This window comes from Xanthomonas cannabis pv. cannabis (assembly GCF_000802365.1).
Lineage (GTDB): Bacteria > Pseudomonadota > Gammaproteobacteria > Xanthomonadales > Xanthomonadaceae > Xanthomonas > Xanthomonas cannabis.
Genome location: NZ_JSZE01000015.1, coordinates 24,370 through 41,555 on the forward strand (window position 1 = coordinate 24,370; position 17,186 = coordinate 41,555).

The 17,186-nt window shown below is 65.9% G+C and carries 19 protein-coding genes; 9 read left to right on the plus strand and 10 right to left on the minus strand.

Features of this window, described 5'->3' with window-relative positions:
• Positions 1-16: 16 nt before the first annotated feature.
• From OZ10_RS03655 to OZ10_RS03665, 3 genes are all read right to left on the minus strand, one after another.
• On the minus strand, positions 17-796 hold the full coding sequence (locus OZ10_RS03655; RefSeq protein ID WP_039414483.1) for a ferredoxin--NADP reductase: 780 nt from the start codon (positions 794-796) through the stop codon (positions 17-19).
• Between the two features lie 195 nt (positions 797-991).
• A complete protein-coding gene (locus tag OZ10_RS03660) occupies positions 992-2,872 on the minus strand; it encodes an ABC transporter ATP-binding protein (protein ID WP_039563978.1) in 1,881 nt (626 codons plus the stop codon).
• A gap of 91 nt (positions 2,873-2,963) precedes the next feature.
• Positions 2,964-3,320 carry a MarR family winged helix-turn-helix transcriptional regulator gene (locus tag OZ10_RS03665; protein WP_236726945.1) on the minus strand — a complete coding sequence of 119 codons (357 nt, stop codon included), beginning with the start codon at positions 3,318-3,320 and terminating at the stop codon, positions 2,964-2,966.
• Positions 3,321-3,481: 161 nt separating this feature from the next.
• On the opposite strand from OZ10_RS03665, the gene OZ10_RS03670 reads away from it, so the two are divergent.
• Positions 3,482-3,853 (plus strand): VOC family protein, encoded by a 372-nt coding sequence (locus OZ10_RS03670; protein ID WP_039403456.1) that lies wholly within the window; start codon positions 3,482-3,484, stop codon positions 3,851-3,853.
• A gap of 276 nt (positions 3,854-4,129) precedes the next feature.
• The gene (locus OZ10_RS03675; protein WP_039403453.1) at positions 4,130-5,647 is read left to right on the plus strand and encodes a fumarate hydratase; all 1,518 of its coding nucleotides are present in this window, start codon (positions 4,130-4,132) and stop codon (positions 5,645-5,647) included.
• Positions 5,648-5,964: 317 nt separating this feature from the next.
• Here the strand turns inward: OZ10_RS03675 and OZ10_RS22795 are convergent, their stop codons facing one another.
• Positions 5,965-6,261 carry a hypothetical protein gene (locus OZ10_RS22795; RefSeq protein WP_162183168.1) on the minus strand — a complete coding sequence of 99 codons (297 nt, stop codon included), beginning with the start codon at positions 6,259-6,261 and terminating at the stop codon, positions 5,965-5,967.
• Positions 6,262-6,457: 196 nt separating this feature from the next.
• On the opposite strand from OZ10_RS22795, the gene OZ10_RS03685 reads away from it, so the two are divergent.
• A complete protein-coding gene (locus tag OZ10_RS03685) occupies positions 6,458-7,093 on the plus strand; it encodes a glutathione S-transferase family protein (RefSeq protein ID WP_039403446.1) in 636 nt (211 codons plus the stop codon).
• A gap of 112 nt (positions 7,094-7,205) precedes the next feature.
• Positions 7,206-7,919, plus strand: a complete 714-nt coding sequence (locus OZ10_RS03690) for a carbonic anhydrase (RefSeq protein ID WP_039403438.1) — start codon at positions 7,206-7,208, stop codon at positions 7,917-7,919.
• 221 nt (positions 7,920-8,140) lie between these two features.
• Here the strand turns inward: OZ10_RS03690 and OZ10_RS03695 are convergent, their stop codons facing one another.
• Together OZ10_RS03695 and OZ10_RS03700 are read right to left on the minus strand one after the other, a co-directional pair.
• Positions 8,141-9,271 carry a phospholipase A gene (locus OZ10_RS03695; RefSeq protein WP_039403436.1) on the minus strand — a complete coding sequence of 377 codons (1,131 nt, stop codon included), beginning with the start codon at positions 9,269-9,271 and terminating at the stop codon, positions 8,141-8,143.
• Positions 9,272-9,558: 287 nt separating this feature from the next.
• The gene (locus OZ10_RS03700; protein ID WP_039403432.1) at positions 9,559-10,044 is read right to left on the minus strand and encodes a DUF456 domain-containing protein; all 486 of its coding nucleotides are present in this window, start codon (positions 10,042-10,044) and stop codon (positions 9,559-9,561) included.
• A 228-nt stretch (positions 10,045-10,272) separates the two neighbouring features.
• Here OZ10_RS03700 and OZ10_RS03705 point away from each other — a divergent pair, with 228 nt between their 5' ends.
• Entirely contained in the window at positions 10,273-10,488 is a 216-nt protein-coding gene (locus tag OZ10_RS03705) for a cold-shock protein (protein WP_003483561.1), read from the plus strand.
• An 89-nt stretch (positions 10,489-10,577) separates the two neighbouring features.
• Here the strand turns inward: OZ10_RS03705 and OZ10_RS03710 are convergent, their stop codons facing one another.
• Positions 10,578-11,060: a glycine zipper 2TM domain-containing protein gene (locus OZ10_RS03710; RefSeq protein WP_039403373.1), complete on the minus strand. Its 483-nt coding sequence runs from the start codon at positions 11,058-11,060 to the stop codon at positions 10,578-10,580.
• A 120-nt stretch (positions 11,061-11,180) separates the two neighbouring features.
• Entirely contained in the window at positions 11,181-11,609 is a 429-nt protein-coding gene (locus OZ10_RS03715) for a hypothetical protein (protein ID WP_039403370.1), read from the minus strand.
• 70 nt (positions 11,610-11,679) lie between these two features.
• Here OZ10_RS03715 and OZ10_RS03720 point away from each other — a divergent pair, with 70 nt between their 5' ends.
• Positions 11,680-12,510: a tRNA threonylcarbamoyladenosine dehydratase gene (locus OZ10_RS03720; RefSeq protein ID WP_039563980.1), complete on the plus strand. Its 831-nt coding sequence runs from the start codon at positions 11,680-11,682 to the stop codon at positions 12,508-12,510.
• Positions 12,511-12,513: 3 nt separating this feature from the next.
• Here the strand turns inward: OZ10_RS03720 and OZ10_RS03725 are convergent, their stop codons facing one another.
• Together OZ10_RS03725 and OZ10_RS03730 are read right to left on the minus strand one after the other, a co-directional pair.
• A complete protein-coding gene (locus OZ10_RS03725; protein WP_039563982.1) occupies positions 12,514-13,317 on the minus strand; it encodes a TatD family hydrolase in 804 nt (267 codons plus the stop codon).
• Positions 13,317-13,532, minus strand: coding sequence for a DUF6116 family protein (locus OZ10_RS03730; RefSeq protein ID WP_039403360.1), 216 nt, complete (start codon positions 13,530-13,532; stop codon positions 13,317-13,319). Before OZ10_RS03730 ends, OZ10_RS03725 begins: the two co-directional genes overlap by 1 nt.
• A gap of 144 nt (positions 13,533-13,676) precedes the next feature.
• Here OZ10_RS03730 and OZ10_RS03735 point away from each other — a divergent pair, with 144 nt between their 5' ends.
• The 3 genes from OZ10_RS03735 to OZ10_RS03745 all read left to right on the plus strand — a co-directional run.
• Complete coding sequence (locus OZ10_RS03735; RefSeq protein WP_039403357.1) at positions 13,677-14,468, plus strand: glycine zipper 2TM domain-containing protein; 792 nt, start codon at positions 13,677-13,679, stop codon at positions 14,466-14,468.
• Between the two features lie 119 nt (positions 14,469-14,587).
• Complete coding sequence (locus OZ10_RS03740) at positions 14,588-15,763, plus strand: acyl-CoA dehydrogenase family protein (protein WP_162183124.1); 1,176 nt, start codon at positions 14,588-14,590, stop codon at positions 15,761-15,763.
• A gap of 58 nt (positions 15,764-15,821) precedes the next feature.
• A partial coding sequence (locus tag OZ10_RS03745) for a DUF3857 domain-containing transglutaminase family protein (protein ID WP_425598923.1) occupies positions 15,822-17,186 on the plus strand: 1,365 nt, incomplete at its 3' end.

Consider the following 17,186-nt stretch of genomic DNA (forward strand, 5'->3'; position numbering starts at 1 on the left):
TCTCACGCAGGTTGCATCACTTCTCGACGAACGCGCGCTCGAACACGTAATGCCCTGGCGTGCCGATGCGCGGTGAGGTCTGGAACCCACGGGCGTCCAGCAGGGTGCGCAGATCGGCCAGCATCTGCGGGCTGCCGCAGATCATGAAGCGGTCGTTGGCCGGATCCAGGGTCGGCAGGCCCAGGGTCTGCTGCATGCGGCCATCGGCCATCAGCTCGGTCAGGCGGCCCTGGTTGGCGAAGGTTTCGCGGGTCACCGCCGGGTAGTACAGCAGCTTGTCGCGCAGCAGGTCGCCAAGGAATTCGTGCTGCGGCAGCTCGCGTTCGAAGTAGTCGCGATAGGCCAGATCCTGCACGAAACGCACGCCCTGGGTCAGGATCACCTTGTCGAAACGCTCGTAGGTTTCCGGGTCCTTGATGATCGACAGCCACGGCGCCAGGCCGGTGCCGGTGCCCAGCAGGTACAGGTTGCGGCCGGGATGCAGGTCGCTGATCAGCAGCGTGCCGGTGGGCTTCTTGCCGACCAGCACCTTGTCGCCCGGCTGGATGTGCTGCAGGCGCGAGGTCAACGGGCCGTCCGGCACCTTGATGCTGAAGAACTCCAGATGTTCTTCCCAATTGGCGCTGGCGATCGAGTAGGCCCGCAACAGCGGGCGGGTCTCGGTCTCCAGCCCGATCATCACGAACTGCCCGTTCTCGAAGCGGAAACCGGCATCGCGGGTGGTGGTGAAGCTGAAGTAGGCATCGGTCCAGTGACGGACCTCAAGCACCGTTTCGGCGCCGAAAGCGGAAGACATACCGGTGAGTGTCGTGGGAGGAATACCCGGCAATTCTACCTCAAGCCAGCCAAATGAGATGAACTCTCATTTGGTTGGCCGGGATTCGGGATTGGGGATTCGCTAGAGCAGATCCTGGGTTCTGGAGTCATAGGGGCTTGCGGATGAACCGGCAGCTCTTACCAATCCCCAATCCCGACTCCCAAATCCCCAGCCTCACCGATACCCCGCCGCCTGCAGCTCGAACAGCTCCGCATAACGTCCGCCCTGCGCCATCAGCTCGGCATGGGTGCCGGCCGCTTCGATGCGGCCGGCGGCCAGCACCAGGATGCGGTCGGCCATGCGCACGCTGGAGAAGCGGTGCGAGATCAGCACCGCGGTGCGGTTGTCCGACAGCTCCTTGAAGCGCTGGAACACCTCGAACTCGCTGCGCGCATCCAGTGCGGCGGTGGGTTCGTCCAGGATCATCAGCTGCGCATCACGCATGTAGGCGCGCGCAATCGCGATCTTCTGCCACTGGCCCCCGGACAGGTCCACGCTGTTCTTGAAACGGCGTCCGATCAGCTGCTCGTAGCGCTCGGGCAGGCTGTCGATCAGCTCGCCGGCCATCGCGCGCTGCGCAGCCGCACGGATGCGCGGCGCATCGTCCATTGCCTCGACCTGGCCGACGCCGATGTTCTCGCCCACGCTCAGGTGATATCGCACGAAATCCTGGAAGATCACCCCCAGGTTGGCGCGCACATCGTCCAGATCGTAGTCGCGCAGGTCCTGGCCATCGAGCAGGATGCGGCCCTCGTCGGGGTCGTACAGCCGCGCCAGCAGCTTGACCAGGGTGGTCTTGCCGGCGCCGTTCTCGCCAACCAGGGCCAGCACTTCGCCGGCACGCAATTCGAAATTCAGATGCCGCACCGTCCACTGCTCGGCATCCGGGTAGCGAAAGCCCACGTCCTCGAACACGAAGCCCTGGCGGATCGGGCGCGGCACCGGCAAGGCGTTGGGGCGCGAGCGGATCTCCGGCACGATGTTGAAGAACGAGTAAAGATCGTCCAGATACAAGGCCTGGCCGGCGACCTGCGAAAAGCCGATCAACAATCCTTCCAGCAACTGGCGCAGGCGCAGGAAGCTGCCGGCCAGGAAGGTCAGGTCGCCGATGCTGAAATCGCCGCGCACCGTGCGCCAGGCGATGTAGCCATAGGCCATGTAGTAGCCCAGCGTGCCCAATGCCGCCAGCAGCGCACCCCACAACGCACGCTTGCGCGCCAGTGCGCGGTTGGCCTGGAAGAACTTGTCGGCCAGCCGACGGTAGCGCGCGATCAGGAAGCGGTGCAGGTTGAGGATCTTGACTTCCTTGGCCGTCTCCACGCTGGCGCCGACCTGGCGCAGGTAGTCGAGCTGGCGCCGCTCCGGCGTCCACTGGAAGTTGAGCGAATAGCCCAGCGCATTGAAGTGCGCCTCGCCGATGAAGGCCGGGATCAGCGCCACCGCCAGCAGCACGATCAACCACGGCGCGTACACCACCAGGCCCACCGCCAGGCTGATCACGGTGATGGCGTCCTGCACCTGGCCGAACAACTGGCTCATCAGGTTCATGCGGTTCATGGTCTGGCGCCGCGCGCGATCCAGCTTGTCCTGCCGGTCGGGGTCTTCGAAATCCTCCAGATCCAGCTGCGCGGCGTGCTCCATCAGGCGCACGCTGGCGGCGTTGTTGAACAATTCCGACAGCAGCGCATCGGCGTAGCCGACCAGCCGGCCGAGCAGGTCCGAGCCGACCGCCAGCGCCAGTTCCAGCGCCAGCAGTTCCAGCAGGCGGTTCAGACGGCCGCTGCCCAAGGCCTGGGCGAACGACTCGAATGCCGGCGGCTGGCCGACCAGGTGGATCGCCTCGTCGATGATCAATTTGCCGATATACAGCGAGGCCACCGGCATCAACGCGCGCAGCACGCGCAGGCCGATGCTGCTTGCGCTCAGCCAACGGCTGGTCTGCCAGATCTGGCGCAGGAACGGTGGCAGGTTGCGCAGCGCATCCAGGCGTTCGCGCAGGGTGGGGCCGGTACGGGGAGCGGCGGGCGCAGAGGCGCCGGAACGGGAAGCTGACATCGTATGAGTGTGCAGCGCTTCGCGTCGGCGCGGGGTGTTGGAGTACTCGCCGGGCAGGACCCGCCCTGCCGCTGGCCGATAAGCTGCACGGTCAGCGCAATGCCTCGGCCAGCCGCAACAGCAGCGTCGACACCGCCTGCGGGTCGAGCGGGGCCGCGGCGGCCTGCAGGCGCGTTTCTGCAGTGGCGACGATGCCGGAGGCCTTTTTCAGGGCGGCGCGGCCTTTGGACGTGAGTTCGGTCTTCTGTACGCGGCCGTGCTCAGGATGCGGCATGCGTGCGATGAAATCGGCGCGTTCGAGCGTTACCAAAATCGCCTGCATGGTCTGCGGGGTCACGAACGCGCGCCGGGCGAGGGCAGCGTTCGATGCGCCCGGCTGGCCTTTCAAATAGGTGAGCACCGCATATTGGGGCGTGGTCAGGCCGATGTTGCGCAGGTCGGTATCCATGCGCGTGCGCAGGGCCTGCTGTGCCAGCTTCAACGCATAGCCAATAGTGGCGTATGGGTCGCTCATCTGCGGCTCACTTCCGGGATCTGGCATATCAGGGCCCTTACATAATTGTCAGTGTGCTGATATTTTAGGCCTTCCCAATCGCAGTGCGTCCAGCCATGCCCCATCTAATAGGCCCCGACTTCGTCGGCATTCAAACCCCGGATCTTGACGCAGCACGCAGCTTCTACACCGAGGTGGTCGGGCTCACGCCTGCGGCCCACAGCCCACCGGGCGCGGTGGTGTTCGACACCCGGCCGATCCCGTTTGCCATCCGCACGCCGGTGGCCGAGCTGACCAACACCGACCGGCTGGGCGAGGGCATCGCGCTCTGGTTCGGCTGTGATGATGCCGACGCCTTGCATGCGCATCTTGCCGACCACGGCATAGACATCGCGTTTGCGCCAAAGGACGGGCCATTTGGCCGGTATTTCGCGTTCCGCGATCCGTTCGGCTACACCATCACCGCTCACAATGTGGCGCACGGCTGAGCACGCGCGGTTGGCGCGACCGGAGCATCACTGCGTGTTTTGCAGCGTGTGCCAACCGAGCAGGCGGGCAGAGTTGCGGCCTGGCATGGCGCGCGTGGCAGTACCGCGGTGAGGCGGCCATTGCGGTCCGCACTCCCTGCGTCACCGCGCCATCCCGCTACCCGGCAAGCCGCAACGCATGCTTCGGTCAATCGTTTCCATAGACGCCACATCCGGCTGCGCCCGCGGTTTGCTCTAAAATGCCCGCATTGCCCCCCGCCAGCCGTAGAGCCAGCCGTGACCTCGATCAAGCAGGAAGACCTCATCCAGTCCGTCGCCGATGCGCTGCAGTACATCAGCTACTACCACCCGGTCGACTACATCAAGAATCTGTCCGCTGCCTATGAGCGCGAGGAATCGCCGGCCGCCAAGGACGCCATTGCGCAGATCCTGATCAATTCGCGCATGTGCGCCGAAGGCCACCGCCCGATCTGCCAGGACACCGGCATCGTCACGGTGTTCCTGGACATCGGCATGAACGTACGCTGGGACGACGCCACCATGGGCGTGGAAGACATGGTCAACGAAGGCGTGCGCCGCGCCTACAACCACCCCGACAACAAGCTGCGCGCCAGCGTGCTGGCCGACCCGGCCGGCAAGCGCACCAATACCAAAGACAACACGCCGGCGGTGGTCAACACCAAGATCGTGCCCGGCCACCATGTCGAGGTGATCGTCGCGGCCAAGGGCGGCGGTTCGGAAGCCAAGAGCAAGTTCGCCATGCTCAATCCGTCCGATTCCATCGTCGATTGGGTGCTCAAGACGGTGCCGACCATGGGCGCCGGCTGGTGCCCGCCGGGCATGCTCGGTATCGGCATCGGCGGCACCGCCGAAAAGGCGATGCTGCTGGCCAAGGAGGCGCTGATGGAACCGATCGACATCGTCGACCTGCAGGCGCGTGGTGCCTCCAACCGCGCCGAAGAGCTGCGCCTGGAGTTGTACGAAAAGGTCAACGCGCTCGGCATCGGCGCGCAGGGCCTGGGCGGCCTGACCACCGTGCTGGACATCAAGGTCAAGGATTACCCGACCCATGCCGCCAACCTGCCGGTGGCGCTGATCCCCAACTGCGCGGCCACCCGCCACGCGCATTTCACCCTGGACGGCAGCGGCCCGGTGATGCTGGACCCGCCGTCGCTGGAAGACTGGCCCAAGCTCACCTACAACCCGACCAATGCGCGCCGGGTCAACCTGGACACCATCACCCGCGACGAGGTCGCCAGCTTCAAGCCGGGCGAGGTGATCCTGCTCAACGGCAAGCTGCTGACCGGCCGCGACGCCGCGCACAAGCGCATGATCGACATGCTCAACCGTGGCGAATCGCTGCCGGTGGATTTCACCAATCGCTTCATCTACTACGTCGGCCCGGTCGACCCGGTGCGCGACGAAGTGGTGGGCCCGGCCGGCCCGACCACAGCCACCCGCATGGACAAGTTCACCCGCCAGATGCTCGAACAGACCGGGTTGCTGGGCATGGTCGGCAAGTCCGAGCGCGGTGACGCCGCCATCGATGCGATCCGCGACAATAAGGCCGTCTACCTGATGGCGGTCGGCGGTTCGGCGTATCTGGTATCCAAGGCGATCAAGGCCGCGCGCGTGCTCGCGTTCGAAGACCTCGGCATGGAGGCGATCTACGAGTTCGAGGTCAAGGACATGCCGGTCACCGTCGCGGTGGACTCCAGCGGCGAGTCGGTGCACAAGACTGGCCCGCGGCTGTGGCAGTCGCGGATCGGCAAGATTCCGGTCGTGGTCGAGTAAGCACCGCCAGGAAGCGGTCATGCGCACCGCATTGCCGCTTCCGCCAGCATGCCCCCGCCTGGAGCTGACTGTCGTGGCGAACATGTGTGTGTAATGCTGCGTGCGCATCGATGCGCACGCAGCGGGCATGACGCCGCTTTCGCCATCACCGCAGGCGTACCGCCAAGCCGGAAGCGGCTATGCTCGACCTTCGATTGCCGATGTCCCGGGAGAACAGGAATGCTCCGACGTCTGTGCCTGATCATGGCGATGTGCGCCAGTGTTGACGCAGCCGCGCAGCAAAAGGCCGCGTCCACGGTGCTGTTTCCTTCGGGCAACTACGCGCCGCCGCCCACCGCACCGGTGCCGTTCGCCGAACCCACGCCACTCGAACCGAGTGCGACCTCGACACGCTTCAGCGGGCCGACGGCGGGCGAACGCTGCATCACCCAATGCAACGACAGTGCCAGGCAGTGTCGCGCCAACCGACCAAGCGAGAGCAGCTGCCGCGCGTCGATAGCGCCACGGGGAAAGCGCTGCGACGACGCGCAAAACCCGGCGCAGCGGGCCAACTGCATGGCGCAGGTCTTCGATTGCAGCCAGCAGAGCGACGACAGCCGCTGCGAACCGCGCAAGCTTGCCTGCCTGCGTGCCTGTACCGACAACAGCGGCCAATGAACAACGCAGGCGGCTGTCGTGTGCGCGTGGACGGCGCGCAGGTGGCGCCTTGAATGGACCAATCGCACCGACGGCGGACGCCGGCACCGCCTGCCCGACGATCTCCCCTTCGTTTCGTGACCTCAGCTAACCTCATCTCACCCGGGAATCCGCATGACCACCACGCTGTACCACACCCCCAGCACCGCCGCCCTGGTCGTGCATTGGCTGCTGATCGAACTGGATGTTGCCCACGTGCTGCATCCACTGGATTTCGAGCGCGGCGAGCATAAACAAGCCGATTACCTGGCACTCAATCCCGCCGGCGTGGTGCCGACCCTGGTGCTGGATGGACAGGTCCTGACCGAGGCGGCAGCGATCGTGCTGCACCTGGCCGACCTTTATCCGCAGGCCGGGCTGGCACCGCCGGTGGGCACCCCGGAGCGTGCGGCCTATTACAAGTGGATGTTCTTCTGCGCCAATACCCTGCAGCCGGCCTACCGCGCCTGGTTCTACCCGCACGAACCGGCCGGCGCAGTCCATGCCGACAGCGCGCAGGCGCAGGCACGCGAGAAGGTGGAAACGGCCTGGGCCCAGGTCGATGCGCATCTGCAGGCGGGCGGGCCCTACCTGCTCGGGAACACGCTGTCGGCTGCCGATTTCATGCTGACCATGATGATGCGCTGGTCGCGCAACATGCCGCGGCCGAGCGATACCTGGCCGGCCCTCAAAGCGCATGCGCAGCGTATGAAAGCGCGCCCCGCGTTTCAGGAAACCTATCGGCGCGAGGGCCTGGCGGACTGGACCTGAACCGGCGGCGCGCGGCTGCGAATTCCTGTGCGCATAAGCCCGGCCGGAGCGGTTTTGTCGCGCCTGCCACATAGTACGATCGCGACACCAACCAGAGAGCAGGGGCTCGTCCATGTCGCATTCCGCATCCCGTCGAAAATTGCTGCAGGGCGCCTGTTGCGCACCGATCGCCGCCGCTGCCGGCTCGCTCCCGTTCGCGGTGCGCGCGGCGCCCTCGAAAAAGACCGACCTGACCGCCGAGCAGGCACTGCAGGTCCTGCGCGACGGCAATGCCGCCTTCGTCGAGAACCGCCCCAAGAAGGTGATCTCCGACAGCAAGCGCCGGCTGGAGCTGGCCTTGGGCCAGACCCCGTTCGTGATCCTGGTGTCGTGCTCGGACTCGCGGGTTCCGCCGGAGCTGCTGTTCGGCCGTGGGCTCGGTGAAATGTTCATCGTCCGCAACGCCGGTAACACCGTGGACACCACCGCGCTGGGCTCGATCGAATATGCAGTGAGCCAGCTGGGCGTACCGCTGGTGGTGGTGATGGGGCACGAGAGCTGCGGCGCCGTGGCAGCAGCGGTATCGGTGGTGGAGCAGAACGCATTCTTCCCGGGTGCCATCGGCGCCATGATCGAGCCCATCGTCCCGGCGGTGCTGACCGCCAAGAGCAAGGGTGGCGATGATCTGCTGGGCGCGTCGGTGAAGGCCAACGTCAAGCGCACCGTCGATCGCCTGCGCGCTGCCTCCGAACCTGCGTTGCTCGAACCCCTGCGCGCCGGTGCCTGCAAGGTCGTGGGTGCCTATTACACGCTGAAAGACGGCAAGGTGGATTTCTTCGACGTCTGATCCGCCGGCCTGCGGCACGCGATGCAGGCTGCGAGGCTGTGCCGCCTGCATCGTGTAAGCCGCTGTCATCGGCAATGCATGACTGCGCCATGCAGACGCAAAAAAAAAGCCGGCAGCAATGCCGGCTTTTCGCGTTGCGTTTCGCGCGTGCGACAGGGCTGCAGCCGCGCGGCCCTGCATTCAATCGTGTGCGGTGCGCCGCCCGGGCGCACCGCCAGGACTCAGAACCACTCCAGCAACGACACGCCCAGGCCGATGTAGGTGGCCTTGTGGTTGTAGTCGATCAGGCTTTCGCCGTAGCCGTCGAACACCTGCACATGGCCACGCAGCAGGTTGGTGATTGGAAAGCCGTAATCCAGCTGCACCGAACCGTGCGAACGGTCGCCGCCGCGCAGCGAATGGCGTGCGATCAAGGCGAATTCGTGGCCGTCCTTGTTGTAGACCAGGGTGGCATCGCCACGGCCCATGTAATCCTCGATATCGGGATTATTGTCGTCGGCGCGGTCTTCCTTGATGCGGAACCACGGACGCAGGCTGAGTGCCCAATTTTCGCGATCCAGCCCGAAATTGAGGATCACCCGGTTCCAGGAGCGCGACAGCGGATCGGCGCGGCCGTTGGACATGTGATTGAGGCTGATGCCGCTCATGCGGCCTTTCCAGCCGAAGATGCTGTAGTTGTTGCGGAACACCAGCATCGCTTCGGGTTCGTAGTTGGTTTCACGGAACGGGCGCGAGGCATCGGAGTTGTACGCCTGCCAGCGCGAACTCTGGGTGTACCCCATCCAGATGTCCCCATTGTCGCCAAACAGGTCTTCGGCCACCTTGGTCTTGAAGCTGAGCTGGAACTTCAGCTCCGCGCTGTCCAGCTGTTGCGGCGTATTGACCGAGTTGGCCGGGTTGGGCGACTGCGGGGTGCGGTTGCTGTCGCTGGTCCAGAACGCCGGCAGCAGGTAGACCGGCTTGTAGCCGCGCAATTGAAACGTGCCCAGCTTGGAATCCTTGGCCAGCTCCCAGCGGCTGTCCAGCAGCGAGCCACGCCCGGCATTGGCAACGGCTTCTTCCTTCGACGGGTCCTGGCCGTCGGCACGGAAGAAATCGCCCACCCGGCTGAGCTTGCGGGCGTCATCCGGCTTGTCGGCCTGCTTGGCCAGCTGCGCTGCGGCATCTGCCTCCTGCACGGCCTGCGGGGTATGGCCCAGGGCCTGGTCGTAGCAGGCCAGGCGCGCCGCGTCCGAGGTCACCGAGGTGCAGGCCTGCGGTGAAGCCGGTTGCGGGGCGATTTCCTGCGCCTGCGCCATCGGCGCAGCGGCCAGGGCAATCAGCATCAAGGGGCGGGTGCGGTGCTTGGACATGGTCAGTCGGGCCGAGGTGTTGCGCCGGGCAGGCGCAGAGGTGTGTAGCTTAATGGTCGCGTCTGCATACGCGATGTGTACACGGCCATAACATTCGTCGGTGCGGTGTGGGCATTGCACGCGGTGTTGCGTCTTGCCAGGATGCCTGGGCACGCCGCCACGGTCGGATGGACGCCGGCAGTGGGCAGCGCGGCTGCCAGCACGGCGCTTGCCAGGCATGTCATCGCCGCAGCCGGTCAGGCGTGGCGAGTAGATGTTTGCCAAACCGCTGCAGCGATCGCCAGGCGCTAAAAGAACCAGGCGATCGCAAACACGCCGAGCATGCACAGCCCCAGTGCCAGCTTGGTCGCCGCGCCGAGCATGATGCCCAGCCAGGTACCGACGCCGACCTTGGTGGCCTGGCCGCTCTTGCGGGTCTGGTAGTACTCGCCAAGCCAGGCCCCGGCAAACGGCCCGACGAACAACCCGATCGGCATGAAGAAGATGCCGGCGATGGCGCCGATCACCGAGCCCCACAGCGCCGTCTTGCTGGCGCCCACGCGCTGGGCACCGTAGGCGGTCGCCAGAAAATCGATCAGGAAGGAGCCGGCCGTGATCAAGCCCAGGATCACCAGCGCAATCCACCCCACATGGGTGAAGCCATCGGCCCAGGCGGCGACCAGCAGCCCGGCAAATACCAGCGGCAGGCCGGGCAGGGCAGGCAGGATCACCCCGGCCAGGCCGATCAGCACGAGCGCTCCGGCCAACACGTAATAAACGACGGTGGTGTCCATGATGGTTTAGAAATGTCCTATTTCAGGCTTGACAAAAATGCGCAAGGGGTGCTTGAAAATTCGTTTTGCGCGGGTTAAGTTGCAGCCGCTGCTGTTTGCAAAGGTCACCGTGAATCGTGGCCTGATGCGGTAGATCGTTCGATCCGCTACATCCATGTACCTCGCTTCCTCCTTGCAATCACAGCCACCACCGCCAGTCCATCACAGTGTCGTAGGGAGTCAGTCGAGATGTCCAACATCGAACGCGAGAATGGTGTCGTGAAGTGGTTCAACGATGCCAAGGGCTTTGGGTTCATCAGCCGCGAAAATGGCGAGGACGTGTTCGTCCATTTCCGCGCGATCCAGATCCAGGGCTTCAAGAGTCTCAAGGAGGGGCAGAAGGTCAGCTTTACCGTCGTGCAGGGCCAGAAAGGTCTGCAAGCAGACGCGGTGCAGGTGGTCTAAGCGCCGCAGCGTGCCAGCACGTTGCACGGACAGCAGAAAGGCCCGTCACCGGGCCTTTCTGCTATCTGCCGCCTGGAGACCTGCGCCGGTCAGCGCAGCACCACGCGGCCGTTGACCACGCGCACGTAGGCGTTTTCGCGGACACCCGCCAGATCGCGCTGGTTCACTACGATCACCCGGCCATCGTCCATGCGCACCTGCACGTCGAAGCTATCGCTGGTGACGTTGTTCTGGATGGCGTTGCCGGCAAGCGCGCCGGCGGCGGCACCGGCCACGGCCGACACGTTCTTGTTGCCCTTGCTGCCGCCGGTTTCCTTGGAAATCTGGCGGCCGGCGACGGCACCGACAATGCCGCCAAGCACGGCACCGGTGCCGGTCGGCGCGGTGCGGGTCGGGCCCACCGCGTCGATGCGGGTGACGATGCCGCAATCAACGCAGCGCGGCGCCGGCTGCGAATAGCCCTGATCGTAACCGCGGTCGCCGCGATAGCTGCCGTACTGGGGCTGGGAGGTGGCGCAACCGACCAGGGTTGCGGTTGCAGCCAGGCCGATAACGAGCAGTCGGGTCTTCATGAGGTGTCTCCGGATGGTTCTGAAGGCGGTCGGGGCCGCGGCGATGTCATCCTGGGATGGTCCAGGTGAACAGTCTGCCAACTGCATCACTCCAGGCTTAACGAAACCCGAGCGCCCTATTCATCGAAAGTCACGGTGACAGGCCTCGCAGGCGTCGGCGATTTGCATTCCCGATTCGGCAACTGCCGCGCAGTCGGTGGCCGGCGCGGGTTGCGCGCGGTCCAGCGTCGCGCGCAGCGCGTCGGCATGTTCGACGAAGCGGCGGTCCTCGCCGAGGTTTCCGAATGCGGGCTCCAGTTCGTCGGCGAGCAGGCGGAGCGAGCGCAACCGCGCGCGTTGCTGCGCCAGGGTGCAGGTTGCAGTGGGCGGCGCTTGCAGGGCGCGCAGTTGGTAGGCCATGACCTGCATCAGGCTGTCCGGGACTGGGTCGCGTCTGGCCTGCAGCACACGCGCCACCATCACCGTGGCCACCAGTCCGATCAATCCCCCCAGGACCAGCATGAAGGCGTAACGCGCCGTGCGCGATTGATTGGGAGGGGAGTCGGTCATGACGCGTGCTCCGGCAGCGAGGTCTGGCGTTAGGCGGACGCGCGGTGGATGGCACGCGTAAAATAGGGTGATGAAAGCACAATGGCGTGAACGCTTTGCCGGTATCGACCGGCTATACGGGGTCGGCACGGTAGAGCGCCTGGCCGCCTGTCGCGTGGCGGTGGTCGGCATGGGCGGGGTGGGATCGTGGGTGGTGGAAGCGCTGGCGCGTACCGGCGTCGGCCACATCCGCCTGATCGATGCCGACGACCTGTGCGTGTCCAACACCAACCGGCAATTGCCGGCGCTGGCCGGGCAGTACGGACGCAACAAGGCGCGCGCGATGGCCGAGCGTTGCATGGCGATCAACCCGGAGATCGAGGCCGATGCGGTGGAGGCGTTTCTCACTGCCGGCAATATCGAAACGCTGCTGGGCGATGGGTTCGATCTGGTGATCGATGCCTGCGACAGTTTCCGGGTCAAGGTGGAAACCATCGCCTGGTGCCGCCGGCGCAAGCTGCCGTTGCTGACCGTCGGCGCCGCCGGCGGGCGTACCGATCCCACCCTGGTGCGCGTGCGCGATGTCTCGCGGACAGAACACGATGCGATGCTGGCGCTCATCCGCAAGAAGCTGCGCAGCGAGTTCAATTTCCCCAAGAATGCGCAGCGCTACTTCGGCGTGCCGGCAGTGTACTCGCTGGAAAACGTCAAGTACCCGCAAGCCGATGGCAGTGTGTGCGGGATTCGCCCCCAGCTCGATGCCGACGCCACCCTCAAGCTGGACTGCGGCGCCGGGCTGGGGGCAGCTACCCACATCACCGGCACCTTCGCATTCGTGGCAGTGGGCAAGGCGTTGGAGATGTTGCTCAAACCCAGGACCACCGCGTCCAAGCCGGTGGCCGAGGCTGCGGCGGCGCCGTGAGCATCACCCGCGCTGCGGCAGTGCGCTGCGCGGACCAGGCCAGGCCGGCAAGCCGAACAGGCGGCACGCGTTGGCCGTGGTCTGCTCGGCAATGACGGCGGCATCTTCGCCCCGCAGCTGCGCGATGCAGTCCAGCACCGTACGCAGCAATGCCGGCTCGTTGCGCTGGCCGCGGATGCTGGCGTCGGGCTGATCCGGTGCGTCGGTTTCCAGCAGCAGCTGTTGCAGCGGCATGCGTGCGGCAAGGCCGCGCAGGCGATTGGCGCGCGGGTAGGTGACCGGGCCGCCCAGGCCGATCAGGAAATCCAGTTTCCATAACTGCTGCGCCTGCTCGGGGCTGCCGGCAAAGCTATGCACCACGCCACGTAGGCCGCCGACTGCCCTGATGCGGGCGATGACTTCTTCGGTGGCCCGGCGTGCATGCACGATCACCGGCAGGTCGAAGCGCTTGGCCAGGCGCAATTGCCCATCGAAATAGTCGCGCTGCGCGCCTGCGTCCAGGCCGTCCAGATAGAAATCCAGACCGCACTCGCCGATGGCGCAGGGGCGCTCGCGCGTGATCCACTCGGCCAGCAGCTCCAGATGGCCGGGCTGGTGCTGGTCCAGAAAGATCGGGTGCAGGCCGTAGGCCGGATGCAGTCCTGGCGCCTGGGAACAGACCTCGCGCAGGCCCGGCCAGCTGGCGGCAGTGATCGCCGGCACCACCTGCTGCAGGATGCCGGCCGCGCGTGCGCGCGCAATCACCTCGGCGCGGTCGTGATCGAATTCGCTCGCGTCCAGATGGCAGTGGCTGTCGATCAACTGCATCAGTCGCGGCGCACCGATGCCGGCAGCGGCGCCTTCCGGGTTTTCCAGTTCGCCAGCAGCAGCGTGGTCAGCCCGAACAGCAGTTCGTCCACAAATGGCACGACATCCGGCACCAGCACATCCACCACAAACAGCGTAGCTGCCAGCTTGAACAATGTGGGGTACCGCAGCCTGGCCGCCCATTCCAGGGCACGTGCAGTGAAAGGATTTCGCATGCGAGAGCTCCGCCTGTTAGATGTGCATGAAGTAACCGCTAGCTGAACTTAACCGAGTCGTTCATGAGCGAGGGCGTTTTCGTTCAGGGTTCACATGCTGGAATCACGCCGTCAACAACGCGGTGCGTCCGCAGGGAGCTGGTTATGAAGAGCAATACGACAACTATACTGGTCGCTGCTGGTGCCTTGCTGGTTGGAGGCGTGGCTACGGCCGCCTTCATGAATAATCGTCCGTCATCGGGCGACTTCGTTGCAAACGGCCAGCCGGCGCCGCGCGGCCTGGAATACGCCGACGTGGTTCGGGTGGCTCCGATCACCCAGCGCGAACCGCAGTACGCCCAGGTCATCAACAGCAACGCCATCCGTGAAACCACCACCAGCTCTTCGCCGCGCGAAGTGTGCCGCGACGTCGTGGTGCAGGAGCGCCTGCCCGAGCGCGATGGCAATGTCGGCGGCACCGTGGCCGGCGCGGTCATCGGTGGCCTGCTCGGTAACCAGGTCGGTGGCGGCAACGGCCGCAAGCTGGCCACGGCCGCAGGTGCGGTGGGCGGCGGCTTCATCGGCAACCGCGTGGACCGCAACCATGTCGGCGGCCGCGTGGTGGATCGCACCGAGCGCCAGTGCCACACCGAAAATGCCAACTCCTCGTCTTCGCGCGTGGTTGGGTATGACGTGACCTACCGCAATGCCGATGGCACCACCGGCACCATGCGGATGGACAACAAGCCGGGCGAGCGCATTTCGCTGGGCGATGCCGACAACGTGGTGGCCTACGACGTGACGTATCGCTACGACGGGTTCGAAAAGACCGTGCGCATGAACGACAAGCCGGCGAGCGATCGCCTCGCGGTCGTCGATGGTCAGTTGGTGACCCAGACCGCCTCGACCGCGGGAGACGCGGGCATCCGTCAGGACGGCATGAGCAGCCGCCAGTGATGGGCTGAGCCCCCTGTGTCAACGAGAGCCGGCATCGCCGGCTCTTTTTTTGCCCGCGCCCCTGCGCAACGAGGCCGCGTACGCCCGGCAACTGACGGATACTTGCCACAACTCCCTGCTTGGAAGCGGCGATGCCGGTGCGTGCCGATGATCTGTTCGATGTGCGTGGGCTGCTCACCGACGACGAGCGGGCGGTGCAGGATGCGGTGGCGCGCTTCACCGACAGCCGCGTGCTGCCTGCCATCGGCGATGCCTTCGACGCGGCGCGGTTTCCACGTGAATGGGTGCCGGAATTGGCGGGGCTGGGCGTGCTGGGCGCAAGCCTTCCGGTGGACGATGGGGGTGCGGGCCTGGGCGCGGTGGCGTATGGGCTGATCTGCCAGGAACTGGAGCGTGGCGACAGCGGGGTGCGCAGTTTTGTCAGCGTGCAGTCCTCGCTGTGCATGTATCCGATCCATGCCTATGGCAGCGAGACGCAACGTCGGCGCTGGCTGCCGGAGATGGCTGCCGGCCGGGTGATCGGCTGCTTCGGGCTGAGCGAGGCGCAAGGGGGTTCGGACCCGGCCGCCATGACCACGCGCGCGGTGCGCGAGGGCGACGGCTGGCGCTTGAACGGTGCCAAGCTGTGGATCACCAACGGCAGCATTGCCGGCCTGGCCGTCATCTGGGCGCAGACCGATGATGGTGTATGCGGGTTTCTGGTGGAGACCGACAGCCCCGGTTTTGGCGCGCAAGACATCTCGCACAAGATGAGCCTGCGTGCGTCGGTCACGTCGGCGTTGTTTCTGGACAACGTATTCGTGCCGGAACCCATGCGGCTACCGAACGCGGCCGGGCTGAAGGCGCCGCTGGGCTGCCTCAACCAGGCCCGCTACGGCATCGCCTGGGGCGCGATCGGCGCGGCGGTAGCCTGTCTGCGCGAGGCGCTGGCCTACAGCGGCGAGCGCATCCTGTTCGGCCGGCCCCTGGCGGCCACCCAGAGCGCACAGATCAAGCTGGCCGACATGGCGCGGCGCATTGCCACCGCCCAGTTGCTGGCGCTGCAGTTGGGGCGGCTGAAGGACGCCGGCACCGTGCGACCGGAGCAGATCTCGCTGGCAAAGTGGAATAATTGCCGCATGGCGCTCGACGTGGCGCGCGAATGCCGCGAGCTGCTGGGCGCGGCGGGCATCACCACCGAGCATGCGGCGATCCGGCATGCACTGAACCTGGAATCGGTGATCACCTACGAGGGCACCGAAACCGTGCATCAGCTGGTGGTGGGGCGTGCGTTGACGGGGCTCAATGCGTTTTGACGAGGAGCGGGTGTTGATCGGCAAGGATGGGGTGGGACGCCTGCGTGGCGTGGTCTGGATGGTGTGGGTGTGGTGTGCGATCAGCGCCGTGGTGGTCGTACCGGCGCAGGCCAGCGAGGCGCCCACGATGGCGCCGGTGCCGGCATGGGTGGTGGCCGATGCGGTGCCCGACCATGTGCCGGGCGCGAGCGGGCTGCGCTATGAGCTGGTGTCCGACCAGGTCGATCTCACCGGACGCGCGCCGCGCGCCTACCGGCGATTGAGCTACACGGTGCAACATGCCAAGAGCCTGGACGAGGCCGGCCAGATTTCCGTCGACTATCAGCCGCAGTACCAGACGCTGGAGCTCAACAGCCTGGACGTGTGGCGCGACGGCAAGCGCATCGACATGCGCGGCCGGGCCCACTACGCGCGCCTGCGCCGCGAAAGCGGGCTGGAAGATGGCCTGATCGATGGCGCGTTGACCCTGTCGATCACCCTCCCGGATCTGCGCGTGGGCGACCGGGTCGATTATGGCGTGACCGTCACCGGCAGCAATCCGGTCTTCGGCAAGGGCTATCACGACGTGTTCGATGCACGCTATGGGGTGCCGCTGGGCGAACGTCGGGTCCGCGTGCGTTACCCCGCCGCGATGGCGTTGCAGTGGCGCATCAGCGCGCCAGGCTTCAGCCGAAACGTCAGCACCGTGGACGGGGTCACGCTGTTGAACATCGGCGCACGCACGATCGCCGCCGTGCAGCCGGAAAAGGACGCTCCCGACGATGTCGACCCATACGGGTTGATCGAGATCTCCACCGCCGGCAACTGGGCGGCGGTCGCGGCGTGGGCGGCGCAGCTGTATCCGGATGCATTCAAGGACGCGCAGGTGGCCGCCGGCATGGCGCAGAGCCTGCGGCTGCGCAGCGACGATCCACAGGGCGCGTTGCTGCGCGCGGTGGCGTTCGTGCAGGGCGAGATCCGTTACGTCGGGCTGGACATGGGCGAGAACTCGCACGCCCCGCATGCGCCGGAAGTGACCCTGCGCAACCGCTATGGCGATTGCAAGGACAAGGCGACCTTGTTGATTGCGCTGCTGCAGCTGGCCGGCATCCGCGCCGAGCCGGTGCTGGTCAGCAGCGACAAGGGCGGCACGCTGGATCAGCGCCTGCCCAGTCCGTACGCGTTCAACCATGTGGTGGTGCGTGCGCATCTGCCCCAGGGCGAGATCTGGGTGGATGCCACGCGCGACCGCGAGGACGGTGCGCTTGCGCAGCGCCAGCCACTGCCGTTCGTGCGCGGATTGCCGGTGCTGGCCGGGCAGGACGCCCTGGTGGCGGTGCCGGCGCCGATGCCGACGTTGCCGCAGGTCGAGGTGGTCGAGGACGTGGTCGTGTCGCTGCGCAAGCCGCAGCGCGTGGCGCGCTTTGCGGTGGACACCATCTAC